This is a genomic window from Clostridium sp. YIM B02500 (genome assembly GCF_022324665.1).
GTDB classification, from domain to species: Bacteria; Bacillota; Clostridia; order Clostridiales; family Clostridiaceae; genus Clostridium; species Clostridium beijerinckii.
In genome coordinates, this window is the sequence record NZ_JAKGTE010000024.1 from 36,235 (window position 1) to 63,039 (window position 26,805).

At 28.0% G+C, this 26,805-nt stretch carries 22 protein-coding genes, 2 tRNA genes and 1 other annotated feature; of the genes, 17 read left to right on the top strand and 7 right to left on the bottom strand.

The window, feature by feature from the left end; translation table 11 throughout:
• Window positions 1-6: 6 nt before the first annotated feature.
• The 4 genes from L1S46_RS18105 to L1S46_RS18120 all read left to right on the top strand — a co-directional run bounded on the left by L1S46_RS18105 (window position 7) and on the right by L1S46_RS18120 (window position 4,591).
• Window positions 7-705, top strand: coding sequence for a hypothetical protein (locus L1S46_RS18105; RefSeq protein ID WP_238900637.1), 699 nt, complete (start codon window positions 7-9; stop codon window positions 703-705).
• Window positions 706-716: 11 nt separating this feature from the next.
• The gene (locus L1S46_RS18110; protein ID WP_238900638.1) at window positions 717-1,352 is read left to right on the top strand and encodes an ABC transporter ATP-binding protein; all 636 of its coding nucleotides are present in this window, start codon (window positions 717-719) and stop codon (window positions 1,350-1,352) included.
• Window positions 1,342-2,049 (top strand): hypothetical protein, encoded by a 708-nt coding sequence (locus L1S46_RS18115; protein WP_238900639.1) that lies wholly within the window; start codon window positions 1,342-1,344, stop codon window positions 2,047-2,049. Before L1S46_RS18110 ends, L1S46_RS18115 begins: the two co-directional genes overlap by 11 nt.
• 280 nt (window positions 2,050-2,329) lie before the next feature.
• Complete coding sequence (locus L1S46_RS18120) at window positions 2,330-4,591, top strand: glycogen/starch/alpha-glucan phosphorylase (protein ID WP_238900640.1); 2,262 nt, start codon at window positions 2,330-2,332, stop codon at window positions 4,589-4,591.
• A 133-nt stretch (window positions 4,592-4,724) separates the two neighbouring features.
• On the opposite strand, the gene L1S46_RS18125 is transcribed toward L1S46_RS18120, so the two are convergent.
• The gene (locus L1S46_RS18125; protein WP_238900641.1) at window positions 4,725-5,396 is read right to left on the bottom strand and encodes a helix-turn-helix domain-containing protein; all 672 of its coding nucleotides are present in this window, start codon (window positions 5,394-5,396) and stop codon (window positions 4,725-4,727) included.
• A 336-nt stretch (window positions 5,397-5,732) separates the two neighbouring features.
• On the opposite strand from L1S46_RS18125, the gene L1S46_RS18130 reads away from it, so the two are divergent.
• The 3 genes from L1S46_RS18130 (at window position 5,733) to L1S46_RS18140 (ending at window position 9,050) form a co-directional block, all read left to right on the top strand.
• Window positions 5,733-7,736 carry a methyl-accepting chemotaxis protein gene (locus L1S46_RS18130; protein WP_238900642.1) on the top strand — a complete coding sequence of 668 codons (2,004 nt, stop codon included), beginning with the start codon at window positions 5,733-5,735 and terminating at the stop codon, window positions 7,734-7,736.
• A gap of 152 nt (window positions 7,737-7,888) precedes the next feature.
• Window positions 7,889-8,476 (top strand): rubrerythrin, encoded by a 588-nt coding sequence (rbr, locus tag L1S46_RS18135; protein ID WP_017209758.1) that lies wholly within the window; start codon window positions 7,889-7,891, stop codon window positions 8,474-8,476.
• A 157-nt stretch (window positions 8,477-8,633) separates the two neighbouring features.
• A complete protein-coding gene (locus L1S46_RS18140) occupies window positions 8,634-9,050 on the top strand; it encodes a hypothetical protein (RefSeq protein ID WP_238900643.1) in 417 nt (138 codons plus the stop codon).
• Window positions 9,051-9,133: 83 nt separating this feature from the next.
• Here the strand turns inward: L1S46_RS18140 and L1S46_RS18145 are convergent, their stop codons facing one another.
• Window positions 9,134-9,751 (bottom strand): HutD family protein, encoded by a 618-nt coding sequence (locus L1S46_RS18145; protein ID WP_238900644.1) that lies wholly within the window; start codon window positions 9,749-9,751, stop codon window positions 9,134-9,136.
• 281 nt (window positions 9,752-10,032) lie between these two features.
• On the opposite strand from L1S46_RS18145, the gene L1S46_RS18150 reads away from it, so the two are divergent.
• Both L1S46_RS18150 and L1S46_RS18155 read left to right on the top strand, forming a co-directional pair.
• A complete protein-coding gene (locus L1S46_RS18150; RefSeq protein WP_023974748.1) occupies window positions 10,033-10,623 on the top strand; it encodes a 5-formyltetrahydrofolate cyclo-ligase in 591 nt (196 codons plus the stop codon).
• Between the two features lie 34 nt (window positions 10,624-10,657).
• A complete protein-coding gene (locus L1S46_RS18155; RefSeq protein ID WP_238900645.1) occupies window positions 10,658-13,267 on the top strand; it encodes a hypothetical protein in 2,610 nt (869 codons plus the stop codon).
• Between the two features lie 152 nt (window positions 13,268-13,419).
• Here the strand turns inward: L1S46_RS18155 and thrS are convergent, their stop codons facing one another.
• On the bottom strand, window positions 13,420-15,351 hold the full coding sequence (gene thrS / locus L1S46_RS18160) for a threonine--tRNA ligase (RefSeq protein ID WP_238900646.1): 1,932 nt from the start codon (window positions 15,349-15,351) through the stop codon (window positions 13,420-13,422).
• Window positions 15,352-15,479: 128 nt separating this feature from the next.
• Window positions 15,480-15,743: a binding site (T-box leader), on the bottom strand.
• Window positions 15,744-15,947: 204 nt separating this feature from the next.
• Here thrS and L1S46_RS18165 point away from each other — a divergent pair.
• From L1S46_RS18165 to L1S46_RS18175, 3 genes are all read left to right on the top strand, one after another.
• Window positions 15,948-18,425 (top strand): methyl-accepting chemotaxis protein, encoded by a 2,478-nt coding sequence (locus tag L1S46_RS18165; protein ID WP_238900647.1) that lies wholly within the window; start codon window positions 15,948-15,950, stop codon window positions 18,423-18,425.
• 91 nt (window positions 18,426-18,516) lie between these two features.
• A tRNA-Leu gene (locus L1S46_RS18170) sits at window positions 18,517-18,601 on the top strand.
• Between the two features lie 4 nt (window positions 18,602-18,605).
• Window positions 18,606-18,680: transfer RNA gene (locus tag L1S46_RS18175), tRNA-Gly, on the top strand.
• A 120-nt stretch (window positions 18,681-18,800) separates the two neighbouring features.
• Here the strand turns inward: L1S46_RS18175 and L1S46_RS18180 are convergent.
• Window positions 18,801-19,205, bottom strand: a complete 405-nt coding sequence (locus L1S46_RS18180) for an HNH endonuclease signature motif containing protein (protein WP_011967645.1) — start codon at window positions 19,203-19,205, stop codon at window positions 18,801-18,803.
• A 429-nt stretch (window positions 19,206-19,634) separates the two neighbouring features.
• Here L1S46_RS18180 and L1S46_RS18185 point away from each other — a divergent pair, with 429 nt between their 5' ends.
• Entirely contained in the window at window positions 19,635-20,231 is a 597-nt protein-coding gene (locus L1S46_RS18185) for a hypothetical protein (protein ID WP_023974744.1), read from the top strand.
• Between the two features lie 103 nt (window positions 20,232-20,334).
• Here the strand turns inward: L1S46_RS18185 and ispF are convergent, their stop codons facing one another.
• Entirely contained in the window at window positions 20,335-20,811 is a 477-nt protein-coding gene (gene ispF, locus L1S46_RS18190; protein WP_011967647.1) for a 2-C-methyl-D-erythritol 2,4-cyclodiphosphate synthase, read from the bottom strand.
• Window positions 20,812-21,192: 381 nt separating this feature from the next.
• Here ispF and L1S46_RS18195 point away from each other — a divergent pair, with 381 nt between their 5' ends.
• Complete coding sequence (locus tag L1S46_RS18195) at window positions 21,193-22,224, top strand: anti-sigma factor domain-containing protein (protein WP_011967648.1); 1,032 nt, start codon at window positions 21,193-21,195, stop codon at window positions 22,222-22,224.
• Between the two features lie 15 nt (window positions 22,225-22,239).
• Here the strand turns inward: L1S46_RS18195 and L1S46_RS18200 are convergent, their stop codons facing one another.
• Window positions 22,240-23,199, bottom strand: a complete 960-nt coding sequence (locus L1S46_RS18200) for a polysaccharide deacetylase family protein (protein ID WP_238900648.1) — start codon at window positions 23,197-23,199, stop codon at window positions 22,240-22,242.
• A gap of 406 nt (window positions 23,200-23,605) precedes the next feature.
• On the opposite strand from L1S46_RS18200, the gene L1S46_RS18205 reads away from it, so the two are divergent.
• Window positions 23,606-24,361: a DUF3298 and DUF4163 domain-containing protein gene (locus tag L1S46_RS18205; protein ID WP_238900649.1), complete on the top strand. Its 756-nt coding sequence runs from the start codon at window positions 23,606-23,608 to the stop codon at window positions 24,359-24,361.
• Between the two features lie 241 nt (window positions 24,362-24,602).
• Here L1S46_RS18205 and hydE read toward each other — a convergent pair whose 3' ends face one another.
• The gene (hydE, locus tag L1S46_RS18210; RefSeq protein WP_238900650.1) at window positions 24,603-25,649 is read right to left on the bottom strand and encodes a [FeFe] hydrogenase H-cluster radical SAM maturase HydE; all 1,047 of its coding nucleotides are present in this window, start codon (window positions 25,647-25,649) and stop codon (window positions 24,603-24,605) included.
• A gap of 201 nt (window positions 25,650-25,850) precedes the next feature.
• Between hydE and L1S46_RS18215 the strand changes: the two genes are divergently transcribed.
• Window positions 25,851-26,294 carry a MarR family transcriptional regulator gene (locus L1S46_RS18215; RefSeq protein WP_236887883.1) on the top strand — a complete coding sequence of 148 codons (444 nt, stop codon included), beginning with the start codon at window positions 25,851-25,853 and terminating at the stop codon, window positions 26,292-26,294.
• A 120-nt stretch (window positions 26,295-26,414) separates the two neighbouring features.
• A complete protein-coding gene (locus L1S46_RS18220) occupies window positions 26,415-26,804 on the top strand; it encodes a DUF5360 family protein (RefSeq protein WP_238900651.1) in 390 nt (129 codons plus the stop codon).
• The last annotated feature ends 1 nt before the right edge of the window (window position 26,805 follow it).

A 26,805-nucleotide genomic window follows, 5' to 3' on the forward strand; every position in this document is an offset into this window, starting at 1 on the left:
TAGTTTATGAGCACATATTTAAAGAAAGCGTTATTAGATATTAAATCAATCTTTTTATTTCTATTTATATTTGCAATTTTAATATATAATTTTTCAATAGGTACAACTGCGAATTATAGTAATTTCGATATTTATGATATCGGAGTAGGCTTTTTCAGCAGAATAGGAGCAATCATGTTAGCATACTTACTATTGCTGAGTATACTTATAGATTATTATGATAAAGATTATATAATAATTAGATTTCAAACTATAGAGAAATGGAGATCGTCCATAATAAAGAACCAAATATTCCTAGCAATAATTTTTACACTTATATTGAATGTAATACCAGTAATATATATAGTCTTAAATTCATCTGTTATAAAATATGACAATTGGAAGATGTATCTAGCAATTAATACAACAACTCAAGCTGCTGCATTTATGTCAGTAGGCTTTTTTGCTACATTAGTGTATTTCAAAACATTGAATTTAAAGTTTGCTATAACAATTCCTTTCATAGTATATTCGATATTAAACTTAATTGATAACTTTCTATTGAATCAATATCTTAATATTTCTGCAAGCTTTTCAATACCTTGTGGCTCTAATGATTTTATTATTTATGAAGTATGTAGGAAAACATTAATTATAGCATTGATTTTTTATATTATATCTACATCAATTAAGAAAAAAAGAGATATGTTTAATTTTGAAGGTTAGTAGGAGGAGTTATGAGTTACATTGAATTAAAGAATGTTAGTAAAGTAGTAAAAGATTCTAAAATTTTAGATAGCATAAGTTTATCTTTAGAAAAAGGAAAAATTTATGGATTCCTAGGAAGTAATGGATCAGGGAAGACTATGTTATTTAGAACTATCTCAGGATTAATTAGACCAACAAGTGGAGAGGTCTTAATTAATGACAAAGTGATTGGAAAAGAAATTGATTTTCCTGAATCATGTGGTATAACTATTGAGAATACAGGGTTTTGGAATGATCAAACTGGATTTGATAATTTGAAGAATATAGCAAGTATAAAGAATATAGTGGACGATAGAGCTATAATGGAGTCAATGGAAAGAATAGGGTTAAATCCCCAAGATAAAAGAAAATTTAGAAAATATTCATTAGGAATGAAACAAAAATTAGCTTTAGTACAAGCATTTATGGAATCTCAAGATCTTATTATATTAGATGAACCTACTAATTCTCTAGATGAAGAGTCGGCAATCAGAGTGAGAAATATATTAAGAGAAGAAAGGAGCAGAGGAGCAACTATTTTAATAGCTAGTCATATTAGTGAGGACATTGATAGGCTAGCTGATAAGAAGTTTAAAGTTGATCTTGGTAGAGTATATGAAATTTAAATCAGAAAAAAATTTATTTTATCTTATTGTATTTCTAATAATATGTATGGGCATAATATCATCATTAATATTGAGATCATCTATCATCAATTATGATTATAATAAATTTCTCTCAGAAAAGAATCAATATTCATATTATCCGTATAAAGATTTAAGATATTCAGGTGGTGTATTCACAGATATAAGCGATGAAAATAATATTGATATGAGTAATTTTTCAGATTATATAGTAGAAGGAGTTGCAACAGGTAAACATGAAATTTTAGATAGTGCGGTTTTAACTCAGATTAAGATCACCAAAGTTATCAAGGGGAATATTAATAAAGAAAGTATTTATATTTATGAACCTGTATCTATAGAAATAGGTGAAAATCATTCCAAACGTCTTGAATCTATGTTAGGTTACAATTTAATTAAAAATGATGAAGAGTATGTTTTCTGTATAAACGATTTTTCTAATATTGCAGATCACGTTTACACAGATAAAGAGAAAAATTCATATACATATAAGAATCCATTTTTAGGTAAGTTCTCTATAAAGAATGATAGCTCAGATTTCAGAATAGCAGAGGAAAATGAATTCGATAATAATATCAACTATAGTGAGTATACAAGTTATGAACAAATATTTTCATCTAAAAAAAGTATGGATACTTATTTCAAATGTAAGGAACAACTTATGCAGATAATAAATTAATAATTCCAATATAATAGGTATAAATATTAATTATATAAATTTTAAATTTGATCCTATAGGATAGATAATTTTATAAAAGTTTATCCTATAGGCTATTTTTTTGAGGACTAATCATAAATTATTTTTATAGAAATTTATGAACCTAAAATTCACATGATAAATATACAAAATATAATAGAAATATACAATCGGTTTGAATGTAAATTGATATAATAAGGCTAAATCGAAGATATTACTCATGGGTATAAAAATAAATAATTTATTTAAGGTGGGAAATTATATGTTAGAAAAAAATTTAAACGAAATCTTAAAGAAAAGGTTTAATAAGATAGTGAGAGAAGCGAGTAATGAAGAAATCTATTTAGCATTATTAGAATTAACAAAGGGAACAATCAAGAAAAAGAGTGTTAATAGAGGGAAGAGAAAATTATATTATATTTCTGCTGAATTTTTAATTGGCAAATTACTATCGAATAACTTAATTAATTTGGGTCTTTATGAAGATGTTAAAGATGCTTTGACTAAGAATGGTAAGGAGTTAGCTGAAATTGAAGAAATTGAATTAGAACCTTCGCTAGGAAATGGTGGACTTGGAAGATTAGCAGCTTGCTTCATAGACTCTATTGCAACTTTAGGATTTAATGGAGATGGTGTAGGACTAAACTATCACTTTGGATTATTTAAACAAGTTTTTGAAGATCATAAGCAAAAAGCTGTTAAGAATCCATGGATAACAAGTGAAAGTTGGTTAAATAAATCTGATATTAAGTTTGAAGTTCCATTTGCAGGATTCACAGTCATTTCAACTCTTTATGATATAGATGTAACTGGCTATGATCAAGAAGTATCAAATAAACTTCGTCTATTTGATGTAGATACAATAGATGAAACTTTAGTTAAAGAAGGAATTGATTTTGACAAAGAAGATATTAAGAAGAACTTAACATTATTCTTATATCCTGATGATAGTGATGAGGCTGGACGCTTATTAAGAATATATCAACAATATTTCATGGTTAGTAATGCTGCACAATTAATATTACTTGAAGCAGATGAAAATGGGTATGATCTTCATAAATTACATGAACATGTTGTTGTTCAAATCAATGATACGCATCCATCTATGGTTATTCCTGAATTGATAAGGCTGCTTGGAGAAAGAGGTATACCTATGTCAGAAGCCATTGAAATAGTATCTAAGACTTGTGCTTATACAAACCATACAATATTAGCAGAAGCTTTGGAAAAGTGGCCTATAGCTTATTTGCAAAAGGTTGTTCCACACTTATTACCAATTATTAGAGAATTGGACAATCAGGTTAAACTTAAATTTAAAGATGAAAAAGTAGCTATTATAGATAAAGATATGAGAGTGCACATGGCTCATATGGATATTCACTATGGATATAGTGTAAATGGTGTTGCTGCTCTCCATACTGATATCTTAAAAGAAGAAGAGTTAAAGCCATTCTATGATATATATCCAGAAAAATTCAATAATAAAACTAATGGCATAACCTTCAGAAGATGGTTAATTCATTGTAATAACAAACTTGTCAGCTATATTTCAGAACTTATCGGAGATGGATATAAGAAAGATGCTGCTAAGCTAGAAGAATTAGCTAAGTTCATAAATGATAAAATAGTGTTAAGTAAGATTGGAGAAATTAAAAAAGAAAATAAGATTGCATTAAAGGAATATTTAAAAGAAACACAAGGAGTAGAAATTGATGAAAATTCTATCTTCGATATTCAAATTAAAAGACTTCATGAGTACAAGAGACAACAAATGAATGTACTTTATATTATTTATAAGTATCTGGATATAAAGAAGGGGAATAGGCCAACTACACCTATAACAATGATATTCGGAGCTAAGGCTGCACCAGCTTATGTAATTGCACAAGATATAATTCATACTATTCTTTGTCTACAAGAAATAATTAATAATGATCCAGAAGTTAATAAATATCTAACAGTTATTATGGTTGAAAACTATAATGTGACTAAGGCTTCTAAGTTAATACCTGCTTGTGATGTTTCTGAACAAATCTCGCTTGCATCTAAGGAAGCATCAGGTACTGGTAACATGAAGTTTATGCTAAATGGTGCATTAACTCTAGGAACTGAAGATGGAGCTAATGTTGAAATTCACGAATTAGTTGGAGCTGAAAATATCTATATATTTGGTGAATCTTCTGAAAAAGTTATCGAGCATTATAAGAATGCAGATTATGTTTCTAATGAATTCTATAAAAAGCCAGAAATAAAAGAATTGGTTGACTTTATCATAAGTGATGAAATGATAAAAGTTGGGGATGAAGAAAATCTTACAAGACTTCATAAAGAATTAGTTAATAAGGATTGGTTCATGACTTTACTTGATGTTGAGGATTATATAAACACAAAAGATATGGTATTTAAAGATTATGAAGATAGAGAAGCTTGGAACAAAAAAGTGTTAATGAATATTAGCAAAGCGGGATTTTTCTCTTCAGATCGTACAATTGCTCAATACAATGAAGATATTTGGAAGCTATAATTTATAAATAGAATAATAATTTAGTTTAAGTGGTATCGATCCCGGTTAGCAGCAAATTTAACTGATAAGAAAGACTAAAAATTTGAGAGTTCAAGTTTTTAGTCTTCTTTTTATTAAAGTAAAAGTTTGTTTATTATCCAAAATTATTGTTCCTATATTCAGAAGGTGAAACACCAGTAAATGATTTAAATACTTTATGGAAATGGCTTTGATCATGAAAACCTAAGGTTAAGCCTATTTCTAAAATGCTACTAGTTGTAGTTACAAGCAATACTTTAGCCCTATCAATTCTTATTTTTTTTGCATATTTCATAATAGTCATGCCCATATGTTTCTTAAAGCAATCTGATATATAGCCTTCAGATAGATTTAATTCTCCAGATAATTTTTTTAATGAGATTTGGCTTTCAATATTAAGATGTAAGTGCTTCAGAATTCTATTTATGACAAAGTTATCTTTCACTTCAACGTCATTTATAAGGAGATTAATGTATGTATCTATCATTTGTATTTCAATAGTTTGTAAATCGTCCATAGTATTGAGGGTAGGGATTAAAGTATAGAATTTGTTGTATATTGGATGAAGATATCTCGTTAAAATGCCATTTTCAACTATTTCTCTAGTATACATAGCATTCCAAATAAGCAAATCGTTTTTCTTATCCTGTATAGATATCTCATCGGAAATTTCATCTAAATGCTTTTTTTTAACTATTTCTAAGATTTGTGGTTTTGCTCTAAGTTTTATTAAGAATGATATGTCATTATTAAAAATACTCATATCTGATATGAATGAATTATCCAAGGTAATTTCCTCCACACACTCTACTATTATAAATGTATATTAAATATATACATATTATATTAAATATGTACAAGTACAATCAAGTATTAGTAAGTAAGGTAGATGTAATTAATGAAGATTCATATGGTAAAAATAGTATAATTTTCGACTCGATTTTATGCTAAAAGTTAATAATATTATAGTATATATGTAAAGAAATTGAACTATCAGTGCGATAATAAAAAGAATATGTAAATTGTTATTGTAAAAATTAAAAGGGAAAATAATGCAAATAGATAACAGATTTGATTAAGTTAAATTGTTATTTGTTCAATTTTATGAAAAGGGGTAATAGTAATGAAAACGAAAAAGTTTAGGGTTAACACTATTCGCAGCAAACTAGTTATTAGCTTAATAGGAATTTGTGTGATTCCCCTAATAATATTAGGTTATGGTGCCAATATACAGGCTAAATCCATCCTTAATGAAAAGCTGAAATTAACAAGCCAGCAAACGCTTTTAGAAGTGAATGATGGAATTAGCAGCTATTTTGATGGATTCAGTAATATGATAACTATGACATCCACAGATTATAACTTTGTTAACAGTGATAAGAGTGAGCAAGCAGCATACATACCAGAAAGTCTAAAGAATTTAAAAGAAAGTAATAGTAATATTTTTAGTTCATATTTTGCAACTACTGATGGGAAATTTGATATATATCCCAATAGTAAAATGCCAGAAGGATTTGATCCAAGAGAAAGGCCTTGGTATAAGCAAGCTGTAGATAATAAAGGAAAAGTAATAATAACGTTACCGTTTACAGATGCTCAGACAGGGAAAAATGTTGTGTCTATTGCAAAGACAGTGGAAAGAGATGGGAAGGTCATAGGAGTTTGCGCTATGAATGTTTCTTTAGAGACACTTACAGAAAAAATAAGTATGAAAAAGATAGGAAGAACAGGATATGTTTTTATTTCTGATGTAGAAGGTAAAAGTATGATAGCGCATCCCAATAAAGATTTATTAGGAACTGATGCAGCATCTAAACAATCTTTTTGGAATGATGCTAAGACTAATGAAAAGGGATTTATAACGTATACCTTTAATAATACAAAGAAGTTTGGAGTATATGAAACTAATAATATTACAGGTTGGAAATTAGTAGCGACGTTAGATGAAAAAGAGCTGTCAAATGATACAAATTCAATATTAACTACAACTTTAATTATAATAGTAGTTATATGTTTGATTTCAATAGTTTTATCTTTATTATTAAGTAAAGGAATAGCACATAATATTAAGAAATTAAAAGAAGTATTTGAAAAAGCCTCAAGTGGAGATTTAACTGTCTCTATTACTTCATCTACAAAAGATGAATTTATGGATTTAGCTAATTCCTTTAATGAAATGCTAAAGAATATTTCAGAGCTTATGAACAATGTAACCAAATCATCAAAAACAGTTTTGGAAACGTCATCGAATCTTGCAAGTATGTCTGAGGAAGCAACTGCATCTATAGGAGAGGTTGCAAAAGCAATAGAAGAGGTATCAGAAGGGGCAACAAATCAATCGCAAAATGCTCAAAATGGAGTTACAGAAATGAATGATTTGTCTAATAGATTAGATAAAATAAGTGTAAATTCTAATGAAATGGACAAACTCTCTGCAAGTACCAAAGAATTAGGTGCCAAAGGATTATCTATGATAGATACATTAATAGAGAAATCAAAGAAAACTAAGATGGCTACAGGTGAAGTTGATAGCATAGTTAGAGATATGGATGAAAGTACTAGAAAGATAAATACTATATCTGAAACAATCTCGCAAATAACAGAGCAAACTAATTTACTGGCACTAAATGCAAGTATAGAATCTGCACGAGCAGGGGAAGCAGGAAAAGGGTTTGCAGTTGTAGCAGAGGAAATAAGAAAACTCGCGGAACAATCAAAATCATCAACAGAAGAAATCAAAGTTATTATTACAAATATCCAGAGTAAGTCTGATACAGCGGTTAAAGCGATTAAATCTACAGAAAGTGTAGTGACAGAGCAAGATTTAGCAGTAGGAAAGACACAGGAGATATTTAGCGAAATCCTTAGATCAATTGAAACAATGATAAGCAAGGTTGATGAGATAAAGGCTTCTATTATTGATGTTGATGAGAAAAAGAAAAAAGCGGTATTAGAAATTGAGAATATATCACTAATATCACAGGAAACTGCTTCAGCTTCAGAAGAAGTAACTGCATCAACAGAGGAAATAACAGCAGTTATGGATAGATTCACAAAATATGCGGATGAGCTACAATTATTGGCGGAAAAGTTAGATGAAGAAATAAGTAAGTTTAAAATGACATAGGTAGAATTACAAGTTGAATTTGATGTAAGAATCTAATTCAACTTGTTCTTTATTTGTAGGAATAATAATGAATTAGAGTTAAAAGCATCCTAGATAATTTAATTATTTAGTGGTATCATTATATAGAGAATTTGTATATTGGAGGTATGATTATGAAGAGTTTAAAAGGAAGCAAAACAGCAGTAAATTTAATGAAATCATTCGCAGGGGAAAGCCAAGCTAGAACTAGATATACTTACTATTCTAGTATTGCTAAAAAAGAAGGGTTTGTGCAAATTGCGAACATATTCTTAGAAACAGCAGAACAAGAAAAAGAACATGCAAAAAGGTTTTATAAATTCCTTAAGGATGATTATGTTGACGAGCAGATAGAAATACAAGCATCTTACCCAGTCTCATTCCACGAAAGTACATTGAAAAACTTACTTGCAGCAGCTTCAGGAGAAAATGAAGAATGGACAGACCTTTATCCAAGTTTTGCAAAAACAGCTGAAGAGGAAGGATATCCAGAAATTGCAGTAGTTTATAGAAAGATAAGTGAAGTTGAAGCACGACATGAGGCTAGATATAAAAAACTAGCTAAAAATATTGAAGATGGAACAGTATTTAAGAAGGATGAAGTAACTCTTTGGAAGTGTGGCAATTGCGGATTTATATATGAAGGCAAAGAAGCACCAGTTGCATGTCCTGCATGTGCACATCCACAAGCATACTTTGAAGTATTTGTTGAAAATTATTAATATAGAAATCAAATAGACATGCATTGAGGGAACACTTATATTTAAGTTTAAATTAAGTGTTTCCTTTTTTGCGTTGGTATTTTTGAAAATTTAGACAGTTCATATTTACCGTGTTAAAATAAAAGAAGTATATAAAAATAAGACAGATGGTGAGTATATGATTAAAGCTAAATTAGAAAAGAATAAAAGTGGAAAAATAATATTTAAATTAAAAATAGATAGCGATTATAAAGAAAATATTTTATTTAAAAGAGCTATTATGGAATCAAAAGAAATTAAGGGACGATATCAATATGAAGTACCTTTAAGATTCTTTATTCCAATATGTAAGAATGTAGGTAGAGGGAATTTAGTATTAGATAAGAGATGCATATTATCTTATTTGGAATTCTCAGATTATTATGATGAAAATTATTATACAGATATAGATGCTACCGCAAAATATATGAAAAAATGGAGAGAAGAAGGTTGTCCTGATATTTATAGAATAACTATAGATAAAGATAGCTATGAAATAACAAAGGAGGTAGTCTTTAAGAAGCCTAAGGTAGTAATTAAGGACTTCAGTTTATAATATGTATTTTAAAAGAAAAATAAAAAGGAGTTATCTCAAATTAGAAGTAATTTGAGATGAAGCCTTTTTAATGCATTCTAGTATTATTGACTATAAATTACGCTTGCTATTATATTAGTAATTTCTAATGAATTGCTAGAGAGTAAAAATTCATGTATAGAACTTAGGTTTAAGGATTTAAGCAATATCAAATCATTAGTATTAGCTTTGAAAATTTTATTGTTAATAGTAAATTTAAAGCTACCACTTACAACATAAAAACAAATGGATATAAGTTCCTTATCTAATGGAACTTGATATTTGAATACACACTTTTTTCTAGGCGTAATATTTAAATGAACTAATTCACCATTATAATTCTCTCTTGTCATTAAGTTAAAAACAGAGGCTTTTCCATAAGTTTTTGTTTTCCAATCACCCATGAAGCTATCTTGTTCAAAGGCTTTTAGTAATTTCCTATACTTATTTTTATGATCAAGGGTTATTTTGCCTTCAGTAACCATAAATTTACGTGAAACATTTGTAAGATCGCTAAAAGTAGATTCCGGTATATCAATTTTAGCTATACCAAGTCTCCATAAGAAGTTCCGGCTTGCATAATCAGAATCTACTGGATATGTTATTAATTCTGTCGCCATTCCACCAGACCAAAATGTCGGCTTATAGCTCTTTTCTCTTATTAATTCAACATCGTAGTTCATAAATTACTCTCCCTTTATTTATCACATATTTTATGTTCATTATATTAAAAGATATATGTATAATCAATAAAGATAAGTACAATATAAAGCATAATTAATTTTACTACTATGTAAGGTTTACTATTTTTAGATATATAAAGAATAGACATAAGATGTTTTAGTAAGTAAAATTAAAATAATAAGTAAAGTGAATAGCTAGATAAAATATCTATAGATTTATTAATTTGAGAACAATATAAAGTTCATGATTGATATGAAGTATAATTATAGGAGTTGTTTGTATGGAAAGCTTTATTAATAAGAAAATACTAAGAAAAGAAATTTTAGATAAGCGAAAAAAAATAGATGCAACAGAAAAAGAAAAAATGGATGAAAGAATATTAGAAACAGTTTATAGTAGCGAGTATTATAAATTGGCAAAAAAAATTTTTGTTTATATATCGTTTGACACTGAAATAAATACAAGAGATTTTATAAAGGAATCTTTAAATAATAATAAAAGAATTTATGTTCCAAGGACGGAAATTAAAACTAGACTTATGGATGCAGTAGAAATTAAATCACTGGATAATTTGTTGGAGAGTTCATATGGAATACCAGAACCATCTATAAATGATCCATATATTGATCCAAACGAACTTGATTTAATTATAGTTCCAGGCGTAGCTTTTGACAGGCGTGGGGGAAGAGTTGGCTATGGAGCAGGTTTTTATGATAGATATTTCAAGAAAATTAACAAGGATAATATAAAAAGAATTACAAAATTAGCATTAGCATATGATTTTCAAGTACTTGATAAAGTTCCAACCAGTTATCATGATGTACCAGTAGATTACATTATAACTGAAAAAGAATTTATAAAGTTGGAATAATGTAATGTCGGATTAAAATAAACAGGGGGAATATATGGAATACATTGAAAGTAATTTTGGTTATCTAAAAGGAACCAAAATAGAAAAGTACTATGACCATCTGATAAAAGCAGAATTTTTATGCGAGTATTATCCAATAGTTACAAAGATTATTGTTAGAAAAGTAATGGAAATGCTTTTAAGAGATATAGCGCAGGATAGTGGAATAGATATGAATGTTTCTGCACTTACATTATTAAATAGTATTAAGTTAAAGTCTAATATTTCTTTTTCAGAAGAAATTTATAATAGTATCGAGATTATATTGGCTAACGGATATGAGAGCATTTCAAAAAGAGATAGAAATAGAAAGATACCTAAACATCCAATAGAAATTTTAAAAATAGCTCAGAAGGTTCTATATTACTATTTGAAAGAAAAAGAAAATTTGATGCTAGATATAAAGAATTTAAGTTTTAGTGCTCCTAGTACTATAGAATATATGAAGAAAGAACTTTTAAAGATCAATAACGATATTGCTCAAAGAGAAAATTTAATCAATAATCTTAGGAAAAAGATTCTTGAGGTAGATAGTTCTCCAAAGCGAATAAGTGAAATAAATAACATCATAATATTAATAAAAGAAGAAAAAGCTTATTTAGAAGAAATCCAAGATATATTAAATAGAAAAGTAGAAATGCAAAATAAATGTGTATTGAATATGGAAACGGATTATAAAACATATGAAAAAAAGCTTAATGAAATGAAAATTAAGTTTAATGAAAATGAAGAACTTCTTCTTGAAAAAGAGGGGCAGCTTCTTAAGTCTGAGATACAAAATCAAGAATTGAAAATATCGACTGAGGAGTTAGATGACGAAGATGAATCAATAAAAAGGATGAAAGTATCACTGGATGAAGAATTAAGAACATTAAGACACGCATATGAAAGTTTATTAAACTTAACAGAAGAATATAATGATATTGTTGAAACAATAGAATTTTCATATGATAATGAGCTAAAAAAAGAATTGGAAGCTAAAAAGAACAGTATCCAAATAAAAATAAATTTTGAAGATGCTGTATTTAACGAGAATATAATTATTTACAATAAAAATATAGTGGAGTATAAAAGAAAAGCGTTAATATTTAAAGAACTAGTAAATGAAAATATAAAACGAGAAATTAGGCATGAAAAATTTTATGATGGATTTTTAAGACTATCAGGAAAAGAGCTTAAAATCGTATATACAATCATTAATAATATTACTTCAAGTTTTAATTTGATAAGTAAACCTAAGGAATTATTGGGTAGATATAATGAAGATAAGTTTTTAGAATTACTAAATAGAAATTTAGAGAATTTAAAAAACATTAATGATAATGAAATAAAGCTAATTTTATATTATAAATTAATAAGTTTGTCAAATGCGCCTTATGGGAAGATATATAATAGAAGAAAGTTTGTACAGGCGTTGGATTACATGGTAGAGAAAGCTTATGCCGTTTTAGCCACTAAAAAGGATTTTAAAGCAAGAAGAAAAAAGCTAGATGCAATAAATGAATATTATATGAATAGAACTATATCAGCATTAAAAAATAAAGGTTCAAATACACATATTACAGAAGAGCTTATAGAAAAGATTTATGATATAATCACAAAATTAAGACAAAGACCAGAAAATAAAGAGAAAAGGCTTTACTATGAAAAACTCGATTTAGATGTCATGACGGAGTCGGCCATTAAAGCAGCTATAAAATCTCAACCATATACATTTCTATATATGATAGCAGACTTAGCGAGCATTGATTCATATAAGGATATGTCTAGTATTATATTTCAAATTGAAAATTTAATTGAGAAAAGGTCTTTAATTAAAAATTTTTCTAATACCTATTTTATGGTTCTCTTATATTTATCTAGCGATGCAATAGTGGTAAGTCAAAATCAGCAAGAAGAATTATTACCATTAGCAGTAATGTTAATAACGAGTGTAAGTTTAGCCTCAGATAATGATTTTTTAAATTTGGAAGGTTATAATGACTTGGTTAAGTTGTGGAAACAAAAACAACAAAAATATAACGATATCTATATTAAGAAAGAGGAAGAGGAAAGTAGCTTAGGGCTAATAATGAGAGAAAAATTAGAATTAGAAATTAATCAGAAAGAATTATCAGAAGCATATGACTCATTATTGAGAAGGTATGGAAGTTACGAGAATGAATTTAAAAATCTAGTTATGAATTCAGAAAAAAGAGTTCTTTTGCCATCATATTTTTACTATGATGATTTGTGCAATAAGAAAAAGCTAGCAGAAAAGCACATCAATGAATCGAAAAATAAAATTGGAACATTGAAAAGCATGTTTTCCATAGAGGTTTGGAAGGATCAAGCAAATAAATTTATTAATGAATCAAATATGTTAGAAGCTGAAAAGTTGCTAATTAAAGAAGCAAAGCAAAAACCTTACTTTAAAAAGGAATATTCAGTTTTCATAGAATTGGAAGATCAAATTCAAAAAGTGAATGAATCTATACAAAAAAATAAGGAGATGCTGAAAAGCAAAGATGCACTAGTTGATAATATAGGAAGTAAAATTATTGACTTTCAGAAGCAGTTAACGACTATGAAGAATGCGTATATAGACATAGAAAGTGGTTACTAAAAGGCTAATTACAGATATGTGATTAGAATTTACTACGTATTATATTATTTGATAGAAAGAATATGAGTTTGTAGATCACTGCAAAAAATGTGTAAATTAAATAAAATGAGGACGCCTTATTTATAAGGGCATCCTCATTTTTTATATAAATTTTATAGTTCTTTATTTTCTATTTCTTTAACGATTCTCTCGATAAACGCATCTAATTTAACAGCGCCTTCATCATCATTCTTTCTGCTTCTTACAGATACTTCATTATTAGCAGCTTCCTTTTCTCCAACAACTAAAATGTAAGGAGTTCTTTCAAGTCTAGCTTCTCTAATCTTATAACCAATCTTTTCAGCTCTATAATCAGTTTCAACTCTAATGCCTTTATTCTTTAAGGATTTTGTAACTGCTTCAGCATAATCATTGTACTTATCAGAGATTGGCAATACTTTGGCTTGAACTGGAGATAACCATGTTGGGAAAGCACCAGCATATTCTTCTATAAGCATAGCTAAAGTTCTTTCATAACATCCAATTGATGATCTATGGATTATATAAGGACGTTTCTTTTCTCCGTCTTTATCTACATAACTCATATCGAATCTTTCAGCTAAAGCAAAGTCAATTTGAACTGTGAATAAAGTATCTTCTTTACCATGAACATTTCTAAATTGTAAATCAAGCTTTGGACCATAGAAAGCAGCTTCATCATCAGCTTCAACATAATTAATATTTAAGTGATCTAGGATATTTCTCATTGTATCTTGAGTCTTATTCCAAGCATCAGGATCATTAATGTATTTTTCAGTATTATTTGGATCCCATTTAGAGAATCTATAAGTTATCTTTTCAGCGATGCCTAAAGTTCCCATTAAATATTGAATTAATTCAAGAACGCCCTTAAATTCTTCTTCTAATTGTTCAGGTGTAACAACTAAATGACCATCAGCTAAAGTGAATTGTCTAACTCTTATAAGACCATGCATTTCACCTGAAGCTTCATTTCTAAATAAAGTAGAAGTTTCACCGTATCTGAGTGGAAGATCTCTATAACTGTGTTGTTCAGCATTATAAATTGTATATTGGAATGGGCAAGTCATTGGTCTTAAAGCAAATACTTCATCGTCCTTTTCTTCATCACCTAATACAAACATACCATCTTTGTAATGATCCCAGTGACCAGAAATTTTATACAAATCGCTTTTAGCCATAAGTGGAGTCTTAGTTAAAAGATATCCTCTTTTTTCTTCTTCATCTTCAACCCATCTTTGAAGAAGTTGAACTATTTTTGCTCCTTTAGGCATTAATAATGGAAGCCCTTGACCTACATTTTCATCAGTTGTAAACAACTTTAACTCTCTACCAAGCTTATTGTGATCTCTCTTTTTAGCTTCTTCTAAAGCTTCTAGGAAAGCATCTAAGTCTGCTTTCTTTAAGAATGCAGTACCATAGATTCTTGTAAGCATCTTATTTTTTTCATTACCCTTCCAGTAAGCACCAGCACTTCTAGTAAGTTTAATTGCTTTAACTGATTTTATTGACATAAGATGAGGACCAGCACATAAGTCTGTGAAATCACCCATTTTATAGAATGAGATTATTTCATTTTCAGGAAGATCGTTTATTAATTCAACTTTGTAAGGTTCATCCTTCATTAATTCTAAAGCTTCATTTCTTGGAAGCTCAAATCTAGATATTTCTGGATTTTCCTTAATTATTTTTTGCATTTCTGCTTCAAGTTTGTCTAAGTCTGCAGCAGTGAATGCACTTTCTCTATCGAAATCATAGTAGAAGCCAGTTGCAATTGAAGGTCCTATAGCTAACTTTGTTTCAGGGAATAATCTTTTTACAGAATAAGCTAAAACGTGAGATATGCTATGTCTTAGGGCATCTTTACCTTCTTGAGAGTCAAATGTGCATATGCTTAACTCAACATCTTCATTTATTTCTTTTCTAAGGTCTTCAACTTTTCCATTAACTATACCGCAGCAAGCATTTCTAGCTAAACCTTCACTAATTGATTTCGCAATTTCATAAATAGATAAACCAGCTTCTAGTTCTTTAATTGATCCGTCTTTTAAAGTTACTTTTATCATTTTAAAACTCCTTTCAGATTTAAGAAAATTTTGATTCTGTGACTTGTTAAATTTTAATAATAATATCGTTAAGAAAAGTTATTACTAAAATCATACATTTTTGCAAACAAAAAAACCTCATCTCTAAAAATAGAGACGAAGTAATATCCGTGGTTCCACTCTAATTACCTAGAACAGATTGATTAAAATAGGTCAAATAAAATAAACATTAAAACCTTTTTAAAAATCAGTTAAATAGGCCACTTAAATTTATCGTAACGTGATAATTACGGGCTTTATTAGGGCCACTCAGAGGTGGTTTTCAGTCTAAATTTATATAAGAATAATCGCACCAACATATTCTCTCTCTGAAAAATAAGATTTTAGCTTACTGTCCTCATCAACGTGTTTATTTATTATATTAATATTCTTAATTATAAGCACATGATTTTTAGATGTCAACTAATTAACAAAAAAAATACAAAAGATATTAAGAATCTCAGAATATATTGGATATTTTAACAAAATTATAATAAGGCTTTAACCTAGAATTTATTAAAATCAAATAAAATTTATGTATATTAGATTGTATTTAATATTTTTTTCAGGAGGTAAAGATGAATAGGAGTATTAAAAGTATAAAAGCTAAAATTATTATGTTTCTAATACCAATGTTATTAATTGCATTTATAGCTTTGTCTGGAATAGGATATAGATTTGCAAGTAAGTCATTAAAAGAGAGTAACTTAAATGTGATGGAAGAGATGACGAAAACTGCTGCATCACGAGCAGATGATCAAATAAAAAGTGAGATTAGGAACCTTGAAGTAATTGCAAGCAATCCGATAATAACGGATAAGAATGTGCAAATAGAAGAAAAAATTCAAATACTTAAACCAGCATTGAAAACAGTTGGACAATTAGAAATGAGCATAAGTGATAAAGATGGAAATTCAATAGATACTTTAGGAAATAAGAAATCAATAAAGACAACACAAAGTTTTATGAAATCAATAAATGGTGAAAATTCAATAACCAATCCATATATAGATCCAGTCACAAAGAAAAAAGTCATATCATATTCAGTACCTATCAAGGATTCTTCAAATAGTATTATAGGAATTATTACCTCGATAAAAGATTGCAAAGATTTTGCTTCTTTAAACAAAGAAACTAATTTTTTGAAAACGGGAAATTTATTAATTGTAGATAGTAATGGTAATTTTATAGTTTCAGAAGATGAGAGCTTGGTAAATGAGAATAAAAATATAACCAATATGACCTCTGATAAAGAAAATTTACAAGATCTAAATAACATAGGAAAAAGTATGACAATTGGGACCCAATCTGGAACAGGAAAATATACTTATGAGGGTAAAGAAAGATATATATCATATAGCCCGATAGGGAAAACAGGTCTTGCCATAGGAATTACAGTAGAAGAAAAAGATCTACTAAGTGCATTAAACAGTTTAGCTTTTATTGATATTATAGTGACTGTTATTATGACGCTACTAATATTAACTATTATAATAGGCTTTACAATTATAGTTGTAAACAGGTTACTTGGGGCGAAGTATTATGTAGATAGTATTGCTAAAGGTGATTTTTATACTAAAGTTGATGATAAATATACTAAGGGTAATGATGAAATAAGTGAAATATGCCTAAGTGTAAGCCAAGCTAAAGAGTCAGTAGGAAAGATGATAGAGGCAGTAAGAGAGGATTCAAATATAGTTAGAGAAGGTTCTGTATCGTTAAATCAAATTGCAGAAGAACTATCAATTCTTACAGAGGAAATATCAGCATCCATAGGAGAGGTTTCTAATAATACTAATAAACAAAGTCATGACTTTGTACAGATAAGCACTAAGCTTGAAAACTTTGGTGAAAATATAACTGAAGTTAAGAATAATGTTCATTCAATTAATGAAGATATTGCAATAATAAATGATAAATCTTTAAAAGGAACTAAAGACATAGAAGAATTAAATGGCGGAATTATAAGTGTTAATGATAGTTTCGAAAAGTTTTTAATTAGCATAGAGTATATACAAGGTGATATGAAAAATGTTAATGGGATTACGAATATTATCAATGGAATATCTGAACAAATAAATCTTCTAGCACTTAATGCAGCTATTGAAGCAGCTAGCGCAGGCGATGCAGGACGAGGATTTAGCGTAATAGCATTGGAAGTGAAAAAGCTTTCAGACAAAAGTAAGGAGTCTGCACAGAATATTTATAAGATAATAAATAGACTTATAAATATAATAAATAAACTTGTAGAAGAGTCTAAAAATATGGAGAGTGAGTTGCATGAGCAGAAGGAAATGATTTATAATGCATCAAGTTCATTTTCAGAAATAGCACTTCTAGTTAAAGAAATAGCACCTAAAGTATCTAATATAGATAGTGTGTTTAATAATATTAATCACAGCAAAGATTTAATTGTTGAAACTGTATATGAGTTATCAGGAGAAATAACAGAGACATCAAATTCCTTGGAGCAAGTAACTAATTCATCAGTGCAGCTTGCACGACTTGCAGAGAAAGTTAACAGTAGTTCTGATATTTTACTAGATAGAGCAGATGATTTGCTTCAAAAAGTTAATCAATTTAAAATCAAAGAAGAGGATTTGACAAAAGATACCGACATATCTGAACAAAATTCAAAAGCAAATAATCAATATGAAAAAAAATCATATTCCAGTGGGGGAGGAGAGTTAGACACTAAGAATAAGAGGTTAGAAAAAGCGAATTTATTAAATAAGTTTGAAGACTCAATAGATAGTTATCAATATGAAAGAAATCTAGATCTTGATTTGGAAGAAGAATTAAAGGAACTATCAATGTCACCAGAGGAAGAAATTAACTTGGAATTTAGCAATTGTGGGACAAGTGATCTGGATTTATCACTGGCAGAACACTTTGTTGATTTAAGTGTATCTCCGCTGGAAAAGTTGGAAGTAGATACATCAACTAAAGATTTTGGATGGGGATGCTCTAAGATAACAGAAATTAAAGAATATATTAAGCAAAAAGATGAAGGAGAATGCCCGGAGGATGATTTAGGAAGATATAATATATCATAGTTTGTTATATAAATATATCTAAAAAAATCATAACAAATGTATAAAATTTAATATTGATTTAATATATTGAATAGATGTATAATATTGGTAGGCAGATGTGGCGGAATTGGCAGACGCACTAGACTTAGGATCTAGCGCCTTTTGGTGTAAGGGTTCGACTCCCTTCATCTGCACCAATAAGCGGGAATGACTCAATGGTAGAGTGTCACCTTCCCAAGGTGGACGTTGCGGGTTCGAGCCCCGTTTTCCGCTCCAGTAAGAATATAAAGATTAAATTAAAATAACAAATATCTAAAACAAAAATTTGTTTTAGATATTTGTTATTTTAATTTACACATGGTTACTAAGATAAATTTAATTATACAACATAATAAGTTAATAATTGTCTTCAATCAATTTGTCTAAAGTTAAGTTAACAATCATTTCTTCAGAGTAAAATTTTTCACCCATTATTTTAAATATTACTTCTGATTTTTTATAACCTTCTTTATAAAGCTTTAAGTTTCTTGTAATTCTTTTAAGAGTGTTTCTAGGTATATTTAATTCTAATGCTAGCTCCTTAAAAGAATAATAATCTTTTTTTAGCATATCGTATAGTTTATTTTGAAGATCTAACTTATATCTATAATCAACTTCTTTGGATTGGTGGGGACCATATTTTCCTCTATGATGGGAAGGACATAAATATTTATAATTTAGTTCTATATCAAAGCCACCTTCACTTCTGTGAACAATATGATGTATATCAGCTTCGGCATTACATATTTCACATAAAGACAATTTTTAATCCTCCTTAGAATCTACCCTATATAAAAATATATTAATTGTTAAAATTTATTTAAATTAAAAAAATAATAGAATTCTTAATATAATAATATGATAACTGTAAATAACTTGACATTTAATATTATAAAGTAATAAATAAGAAATATCAATTTGAATATCTATAATAAAAGTCTAAAATTTTGTAATAAAATAATAAAATGGGGATAATATATTAATATGTATATATTAAACAAATTTATCCAAGAATAAACAATTATGAGATAAATGAGTTATAATATAATTAGAGAACAAAAGATAACTATTAATAATATATTTTATAAAATATTAGTTGGGAAGGTGAGTAAAGTGTGGGAAGTTTATAATTCATTTAATTATTGGGAAAACGTTATCAGTAGGAACAAGACAATAAGAGGACATATGTTTATGCAGAAACCACCAACAGAAAGAAGTATTTATTTTCATACCCTTATATTTGGAAACAATAATGGTATAAATAATATATGGGGATATTTCCCTAATAGAAAGTGTTTGATTGGTTATCTTCAATATTCGTTCTTGCAGGAAGCTTTTTATAAGTGGATATATGGAAAAGAAAAATTAATTACTAGGATTCCACATTTAACTGTTGATAAGATCATTCGTGAGGGAGAAAAACTAAAGAAAATAGACAAAGAAGTTGCAAGTAATATGAGGAGAGACTATGATTTCTTAAGTAGCTTATGGAATATTCCATCTGAAAAGGCTCAAGCTAGATTAGATAAATTCCCAGCAGAGTTTAATAAGAAGTGGATGGGGGATAACACAGAATTTTTATATATAAAAATTTTCAAGACTCCAGAGGAACTTGGAGAATTTGTAATTTCATCTTCGTTATTAACAAATACAAAAGAAGAATTAGAAAATAGAATAGGAATGTCTATTGATGAGTGGGAAGATATCTGCAAAAATGCAATAAGTGATCCTAATAAAGGAGAAGTATTCAGAGAGATTCTACTAAAAAAATTAAGCGAAGTATTTTAAAAGATTAATATATAATTTAAGGAGCTATAATTAGCAGATTAGAATCTGCTAATTATAGCTCCCTTTTAATTATAAAGCACTATAAACTTTGAATAGTATATTTTTAAATTATACTTTCAACAGAAGAGATACTTTGAGAAGAAATTCCAAGCATCTCACCAGTAAAGCCAAGGCCTTCTTCAGTAGTAGCCTTAATATTTATTTTATTAATATCTATATTCAGAGCAATTGAAATGTTCTTTCTCATATTCTCAATATGAGGCAGCATTTTTGGTTTTTGAGCTATTATTGTAGCGTCTATGTTGTTTATGGCATAGCCGGACTTAAGAAGCAATTTACCTGTTTCTTCAAGAAGTATGATACTAGATATTCCACTAAATCTACTATCTGTATCAGGGAAATGTTTGCCTATATCGCCAAGAGCACAAGCGCCCAATAAAGAGTCTATTATAGCGTGGATAAGAACATCCGCATCGGAATGACCTAGCAGCCCCTTCTCATATGGAATTTCTACTCCACCTAAAATTAATTTTCTATTTTCAACTAATCTATGAACATCATATCCTAATCCAATTCTCATATAATCACCTCATTATGTGTTTTATTATTTTACTATTTTAACATATTATGAGGCTTTTTATATAAATAATTATACTAATTTAAAATACGTCTACGTTTATTTGTTGACATGTTGTTCAAAGAGCTTGTTTTGGGTTTAATATAAAATTTAATGTTAAACCAAGAAATAAATCTATTTATATGAAAATGTATAAAGGTTGTTCTACGTCTTTTTACAAAATCTACATATATAATTTTTCCTCTCATTAATAATCTCCAAAATATTGCTTTTAAATTAAATTTAGATAAAGAAAATTTTATAGATAAATAGCTTTATATGCTATAATATCATAGTATGAAGAACTTATACAAAGGGTTAATATTTTAAAGAGGTGTTAATTTTATGGAAAATTTGGGCTTTAGTAAAGACAAATATGTATTTTCATCTATGCCGTCAATGTTCCTAATAGGAGATACTGCAGAGGATATTAGAAAAAAACAGATATCTTTATTTATAAATGAATTAAGCTCATATAATGTTTTACTTAAAGATTTAGTAAACTTTCCGATTAAAGAAGCTGACAGAAATATAGCTTTAAATATAGCTTATTATATAGCTAGTGATGAGGATTTACTAAGAATAATCAATGAAAAAAGAGTTTTACCGATAGCTAAAATAAGTAAGTTAACTAGGATAAAATCTGAGATTATAAATAAACTTAGGGACTACATAATAGCTTATTGCATTATAATAACTAATTCAAATTATAAATTTATTCAAGATTATCTAAGAATAAAATTAAAAGAAGATAATAAAGTTGTAAGCATTTCAAGTAAAAATCAACAGCTATATAAAGGGATAGTAATAAAAGCTTTTAAAAATTCAGCATATATATTAACTTCAAAAGGAGAATTTTTAAAGATAAAGACTTTTAATAGATCAAAGGTTGGAGATGTATGTGAAGGAAAAGAAAAGAAAGGGATTAGGGGGTACAAAATACATATATCAATATTACTATTTATATTAATATTGATTGGTAGTGGTATAACTATTGAATATAGGACAACACAAAGCATAATAGTGATAGAAACAACTTCTAATATAAAGATTCATATTAATAAGTTTCACAAAGTTATATATGCCTATTCTCCTACAGATAAAGGAAAAGAACTTATAGGAAATATTGATGTTTTGAACAAGGATGTTGATGATGCTATATCGGAGATATTTGAATACGCATTGGATAATGAAATGTTAGATTTAAGTAGGAAAACATTAATAACAATTAATGGACAAGCTTTAAAATATGGAGAGCTTACTAAAACAAATAAATTTATATACGAACATAATATACCTATAGCTATAAATAATGCAGGAAATCAACAAAAATTACCCAAATACTCAACTGAAGATAGCAAGGAAGAAAAAAAATAACTCTTTATTTAAGAGTTATTTTTTAGTTTGTGCTAAAACTTCCTTAAAAGTATTCATATCATATTTTGAGCTAATATAAATTCTATCAAGTTTAAGAATATTATCATCTCTATCGGAGAGTCCTCTCTTAGTAGTAAATGCTAACGTATAGCCTGAATTTTTAGCGGCGATAATACTATCATCATTAAAATCTCCAAATGGATAGGCAACAGCTTCAACTTTTTTTCCTGTTATTGATTCCAAAGTTTCTTTTGATTCCTTCAATTCATTTAATTGCTTATCATATGGAAGCTGATTAAGTTTGGGATGACTAACAGTATGGCTTTCTATATCTATTCCGTAATCAGACATTTCTTTTATAGCCTCTTTTGATAAATAATAGGAACCATCTAGATCTGATGTTATACAAAATATTGTTGCTACCATATTTAGATTTTTCAAAATTGGAAAAGCATTGTAGTAATTATCCATATAGCCATCATCAAAAGTGATAACTATGCTCTTCTCAGGAATTGGGGAATTGTTTAATAAGTAGTTTTTTAGTTCATCTAAAGTTAATGTTGTATAACCCTGATTTTTTATGTACTCAAGCTGTATCCGAAGATTTTCTGAAGTTATTGTAACCTCATTCTCAGCCGGTTCTCTCACTGAATGGTAATATAATACGGGAACTCCTCTATTGTCAGTAATTAAATTTGAATTATTAAAAGATCTTTCATTTTGAAGTGTACTTTTGTCTACATTGGAAGGATCTTTTTTTAATATATTTTCAGATCCAACATGATTTTCATCAATACTTGTATTATCAGAACCATGATTAGAAGCTATAGAATTTTTATAAGATATATTGTGTGTTATTAGGTAAATAGAAAACATTACAAACAATAAGCTGAATACAAAAATACTTAAGGAAGTTTTATTTTTGAAAAGTCTTTTGTAAGAAATGTTCCTTGGTGGTAAAGTTCCTTTTAACATGTTGTTATTATTCACCTCCTTGTAATTAAAACAAATATAATTTTCTTTTATAATTATACCCTAAACTTAAAGAAAAACTACAAGACCTAATATAAGTCAATTGTGATATATATTCTAATTAAAATTCTAAATCTCAGCCTTAATTGAGCCCTTAGATTACCAAGGATTTAGATGTAAATTTATTATTGAAAGATATTATATAAAAAATTTATTTTTATATAGTTTTAGCGGAATAACTTATTGAAAAAAGTAGCATAATATAAAAATAGTACAACTTACTAACATTATCCACATTCGCTTGTGGATAAAATGTTATAAAGCTGTTAACATACATAATTTTACATGTTGGTTTTGTGGATATAAAATATATTATGTCGCAAAATGCATAAATCAGGGAGGCGCTAAAATGGGTATTATAGCTAATATAACAGGGCTATTAATAGTAAGTTCAATGTTATCCACTGCTTGTCCACAGGAAATGTTTATAACTAATAAAATGCAAAGTGAAAGCAAAATTAAAATTGTGGATAAATCTATAACTAAAAATCTAAATTACTTAAAATTAGACATAAATATGCCTCGATTAGTAGGTGGAAATGATGAAAAAAGAATAAATTTGATAAATAATGTAATTAGTCAAGATATTTTGCCAAGAGCTGAGGAGTCTGAAAAAACAGCGAAAGAATACTTCGGAGAAAAGGGACAAGAAACCCCAAGATTTCCATATGAAATTTATTCAAGATACACAACCTCAGAAGATAATAATCAAATTCTTAGCCTATATAATGACTATTATGAGTTTCTTGGTGGAGCTCATGGTATGACAACAAGGACTTCATATACAATAGATAAGAAGAAAGAAGCGCTGCTAACTTTAAAGGAATTATTCAGTGAAGGATATAATTATTCTGACATAATAAATAAAGAAATAGAAAATCAAATAAAAGAGAATCCAGAAAATTATTTTGATTCAGGTAATGTATTTAAGGGCATTAGTGAAAATCAAGGTTTTTATATAAGAGACGATAACCTAGTAATATACTACCAGCTGTATGATATAGCGCCATATGTATTTGGAATCCCTGAATTTAAAATTCCCCTAAAACTATTTGATAAGGATTTTGTTTATTATAAAAATTGGGATTTGGGAAGCAAGAAGTAGATAATAATTTTAATTAGATAGGTCATTGAATAATAAGCTAATTGACATCTCATGATCAACTTTAACTTATAGACTTAAAATAGATAGTAATAAATAATAGAACAAATTTAAATAAAAGGAATATAAATAGAAGTTAAATCATAGCAATTCATAAAAATATACCATATAGGATTATATTATCTATCCTGTATGGTATATTCTACTTAATACTATGATTTAACTTATTGTTACTAATATTTTTTTAATTATTATAGGCACTAGTGTTTTGATTTCCTCTAAATCCATAACCATCTGAAATTATTCTGCCTATTCCAGTTACCTTACCAGTTATGCATCCTCTGCAGTGTGCAGGTGTATCGCCTGTACATATTTTACCTGGATATAATGCATAAAGCTTTCTATATTCACCTTCAGTAACGTTAGGCATTACAACATTAGCACCGCTTTGAAGTGCAACTATTCTTCCGTTTGGAGTTAAAGATTCCATTGCGGTTGTTGCAGGAATATTTATATCAGGAAGTATTAATCTGGTTAAAGCCATAACCTTTAATGCTAGAGTAAGATTTCCACCTTGAGCATCCTTTAAAGGTGTATCTTCATTTGGTATAAATGGACCTATACCAATCATATCTGCATTAATTTCTTTAAAGAAAAGTATATCACTAGCTATAGATTCTAATGTTTGATTTGGTAGACCAACTAGAATACCACTTCCAACTTCATATCCTAAGTCTCTTAAATTCTTTAAACAATTTAATCTTTCCTCGAAGCTCATGTTAGGATCCATATCTTCATAGAGCTTCTTATCAGTAGTTTCAATTCTTATTAAATATCTATCAGCTCCAGCTTCTTTAAATGCTTTATATTCCTCATAAGTTTTTTCACCTAAACTTAAGGTTAAAGCGACATTTAATTTCTTTATCTCTTTTACTATGTTTGTCATTCTTTCTTTAGTAAAATAATCATCTTCTCCACCTTGAAGCACAAGTGTTTTGTAGCCATAGCTAACAGCCTTTTTAGCAAAGTCTAGAATTTCTTCTTCAGTTAATCTATATCTTTCAAGATTTTTATTGTCTCTACGTAAACCACAATAAAGGCAATTTCTTTTGCAGATATTTGTAAATTCTATAAGCCCTCTTAAATGAACATAATCCCCTAAGTATTTTTGACGTACTTCATCAGCGGCTTTAAATAGTTCTTCATTTATATCATCGTTTTGTAGTAATTTAAGTATTTCATCTTTATTTAACTCATGTGTAATTTTAGCTTTTTCAATAATTTTATTCATAGTTCCTCCTAAGTTAAAAGAAATTAATAGCTAACTGATATTAGTATACTATACAATCTAACAACATAACAACATAGTAGTTTGTGTAAAATATGACATTCACATAAACATATGTTTTGAATATATCCCTTGACATCAGGTATACAAATAAATTAATATAAACCCATAGAATTAGTTAAATGAATTGAACTATTTTAGGAGATGAATATTTTGATTGAAAAACATTTTGAATATATAGCAAATTATTTATGGCAGCAGTCCATGAATAATATTAATTTAATTTTATCAACTGAAGAAAAGAAGCAGTTTAACATAACGGACTATTATTATTTGACAACAATATATAATATGGAAAATCCAAATCTAGGAGAGATAGCAGAAAAATTAAAACTGACTAAACCAGCAATATCTGCATTAGCTAAGAGATTAATAAAAAATGAACTAGTTGAAAAAGTAAAATCAGAAGAAGATGGAAGAATTTATTATTTAAAAGTTACGAAGAAGGGGATAAAGATAATAGAAGGTGACAATGCAATCTATAAGCAATTCGCTAATTTAATAAGTGAAATTACATCGGAGGAGAAATTAGAGGAGTTAAGTATTCTTTTTAGTAAGGTTGTTAAAGTATTAAAAAGTAAAGAATAATAGAAAAAACAAATTTTTTTATAAATTTAGTTAAATGAATTTAATTAAATTATTTGAATTAATATGTAAGGAAATTAAAATCTAAATTTAGAATCTTATATCAAAATAGGAGAAGTGAAAATGAAAATATTAAAGCAGTTTTTTTTAGTCACAGATATTGGTTTTATAGTTTACTGGTTTATTACCTTATTCCATCTAATTCCACAGAGCTTGCTATTTAAAGATTATGAAAATCCTATTTTAGTATCATGGAATTGGTCATTCTTACCGCTTGATTTATTAATTTCATTAACAGGATTTATTAGTTTGTATATGTATTACACAACAAATGAATTATGGAAAAAATTTAGATTGATTTCACTTGTATTAACTTTTTGTTCAGGACTTCAAGCCATTTCTTTCTGGACTATGAGATATGATTTCGATTTATTGTGGTGGATTTTTAATCTGTATCTAATGATATATCCATTATTTTTTATAAAAAGTTTATTAACGGATACTATTGAGTGAG

Excerpts from the sequence above, each read along its gene's own strand:
- L1S46_RS18115 (WP_238900639.1), top strand. The coding sequence starts at position 1,342 with ATGAAATTTAAATCAGAAAAAAATTTATTTTATCTTATTGTATTTCTA.
- L1S46_RS18120 (WP_238900640.1), top strand. The coding sequence starts at position 2,330 with ATGTTAGAAAAAAATTTAAACGAAATCTTAAAGAAAAGGTTTAATAAG.
- hydE (WP_238900650.1), bottom strand. The coding sequence starts at position 25,649 with ATGAATAAAATTATTGAAAAAGCTAAAATTACACATGAGTTAAATAAA.
- L1S46_RS18215 (WP_236887883.1), top strand. The coding sequence starts at position 25,851 with ATGAATATTTTGATTGAAAAACATTTTGAATATATAGCAAATTATTTA.
- L1S46_RS18130 (WP_238900642.1), top strand. The coding sequence starts at position 5,733 with ATGAAAACGAAAAAGTTTAGGGTTAACACTATTCGCAGCAAACTAGTT.
- L1S46_RS18185 (WP_023974744.1), top strand. The coding sequence starts at position 19,635 with ATGCAGAAACCACCAACAGAAAGAAGTATTTATTTTCATACCCTTATA.
- L1S46_RS18145 (WP_238900644.1), bottom strand. The coding sequence starts at position 9,751 with ATGAACTACGATGTTGAATTAATAAGAGAAAAGAGCTATAAGCCGACA.
- L1S46_RS18155 (WP_238900645.1), top strand. The coding sequence starts at position 10,658 with ATGGAATACATTGAAAGTAATTTTGGTTATCTAAAAGGAACCAAAATA.
- rbr (WP_017209758.1), top strand. The coding sequence starts at position 7,889 with ATGAAGAGTTTAAAAGGAAGCAAAACAGCAGTAAATTTAATGAAATCA.
- L1S46_RS18205 (WP_238900649.1), top strand. The coding sequence starts at position 23,606 with ATGGGTATTATAGCTAATATAACAGGGCTATTAATAGTAAGTTCAATG.
- thrS (WP_238900646.1), bottom strand. The coding sequence starts at position 15,351 with ATGATAAAAGTAACTTTAAAAGACGGATCAATTAAAGAACTAGAAGCT.
- L1S46_RS18200 (WP_238900648.1), bottom strand. The coding sequence starts at position 23,199 with ATGTTAAAAGGAACTTTACCACCAAGGAACATTTCTTACAAAAGACTT.
- L1S46_RS18150 (WP_023974748.1), top strand. The coding sequence starts at position 10,033 with ATGGAAAGCTTTATTAATAAGAAAATACTAAGAAAAGAAATTTTAGAT.
- L1S46_RS18110 (WP_238900638.1), top strand. The coding sequence starts at position 717 with ATGAGTTACATTGAATTAAAGAATGTTAGTAAAGTAGTAAAAGATTCT.
- L1S46_RS18140 (WP_238900643.1), top strand. The coding sequence starts at position 8,634 with ATGATTAAAGCTAAATTAGAAAAGAATAAAAGTGGAAAAATAATATTT.
- L1S46_RS18220 (WP_238900651.1), top strand. The coding sequence starts at position 26,415 with ATGAAAATATTAAAGCAGTTTTTTTTAGTCACAGATATTGGTTTTATA.
- ispF (WP_011967647.1), bottom strand. The coding sequence starts at position 20,811 with ATGAGAATTGGATTAGGATATGATGTTCATAGATTAGTTGAAAATAGA.
- L1S46_RS18195 (WP_011967648.1), top strand. The coding sequence starts at position 21,193 with ATGGAAAATTTGGGCTTTAGTAAAGACAAATATGTATTTTCATCTATG.
- L1S46_RS18105 (WP_238900637.1), top strand. The coding sequence starts at position 7 with ATGAGCACATATTTAAAGAAAGCGTTATTAGATATTAAATCAATCTTT.
- L1S46_RS18165 (WP_238900647.1), top strand. The coding sequence starts at position 15,948 with ATGAATAGGAGTATTAAAAGTATAAAAGCTAAAATTATTATGTTTCTA.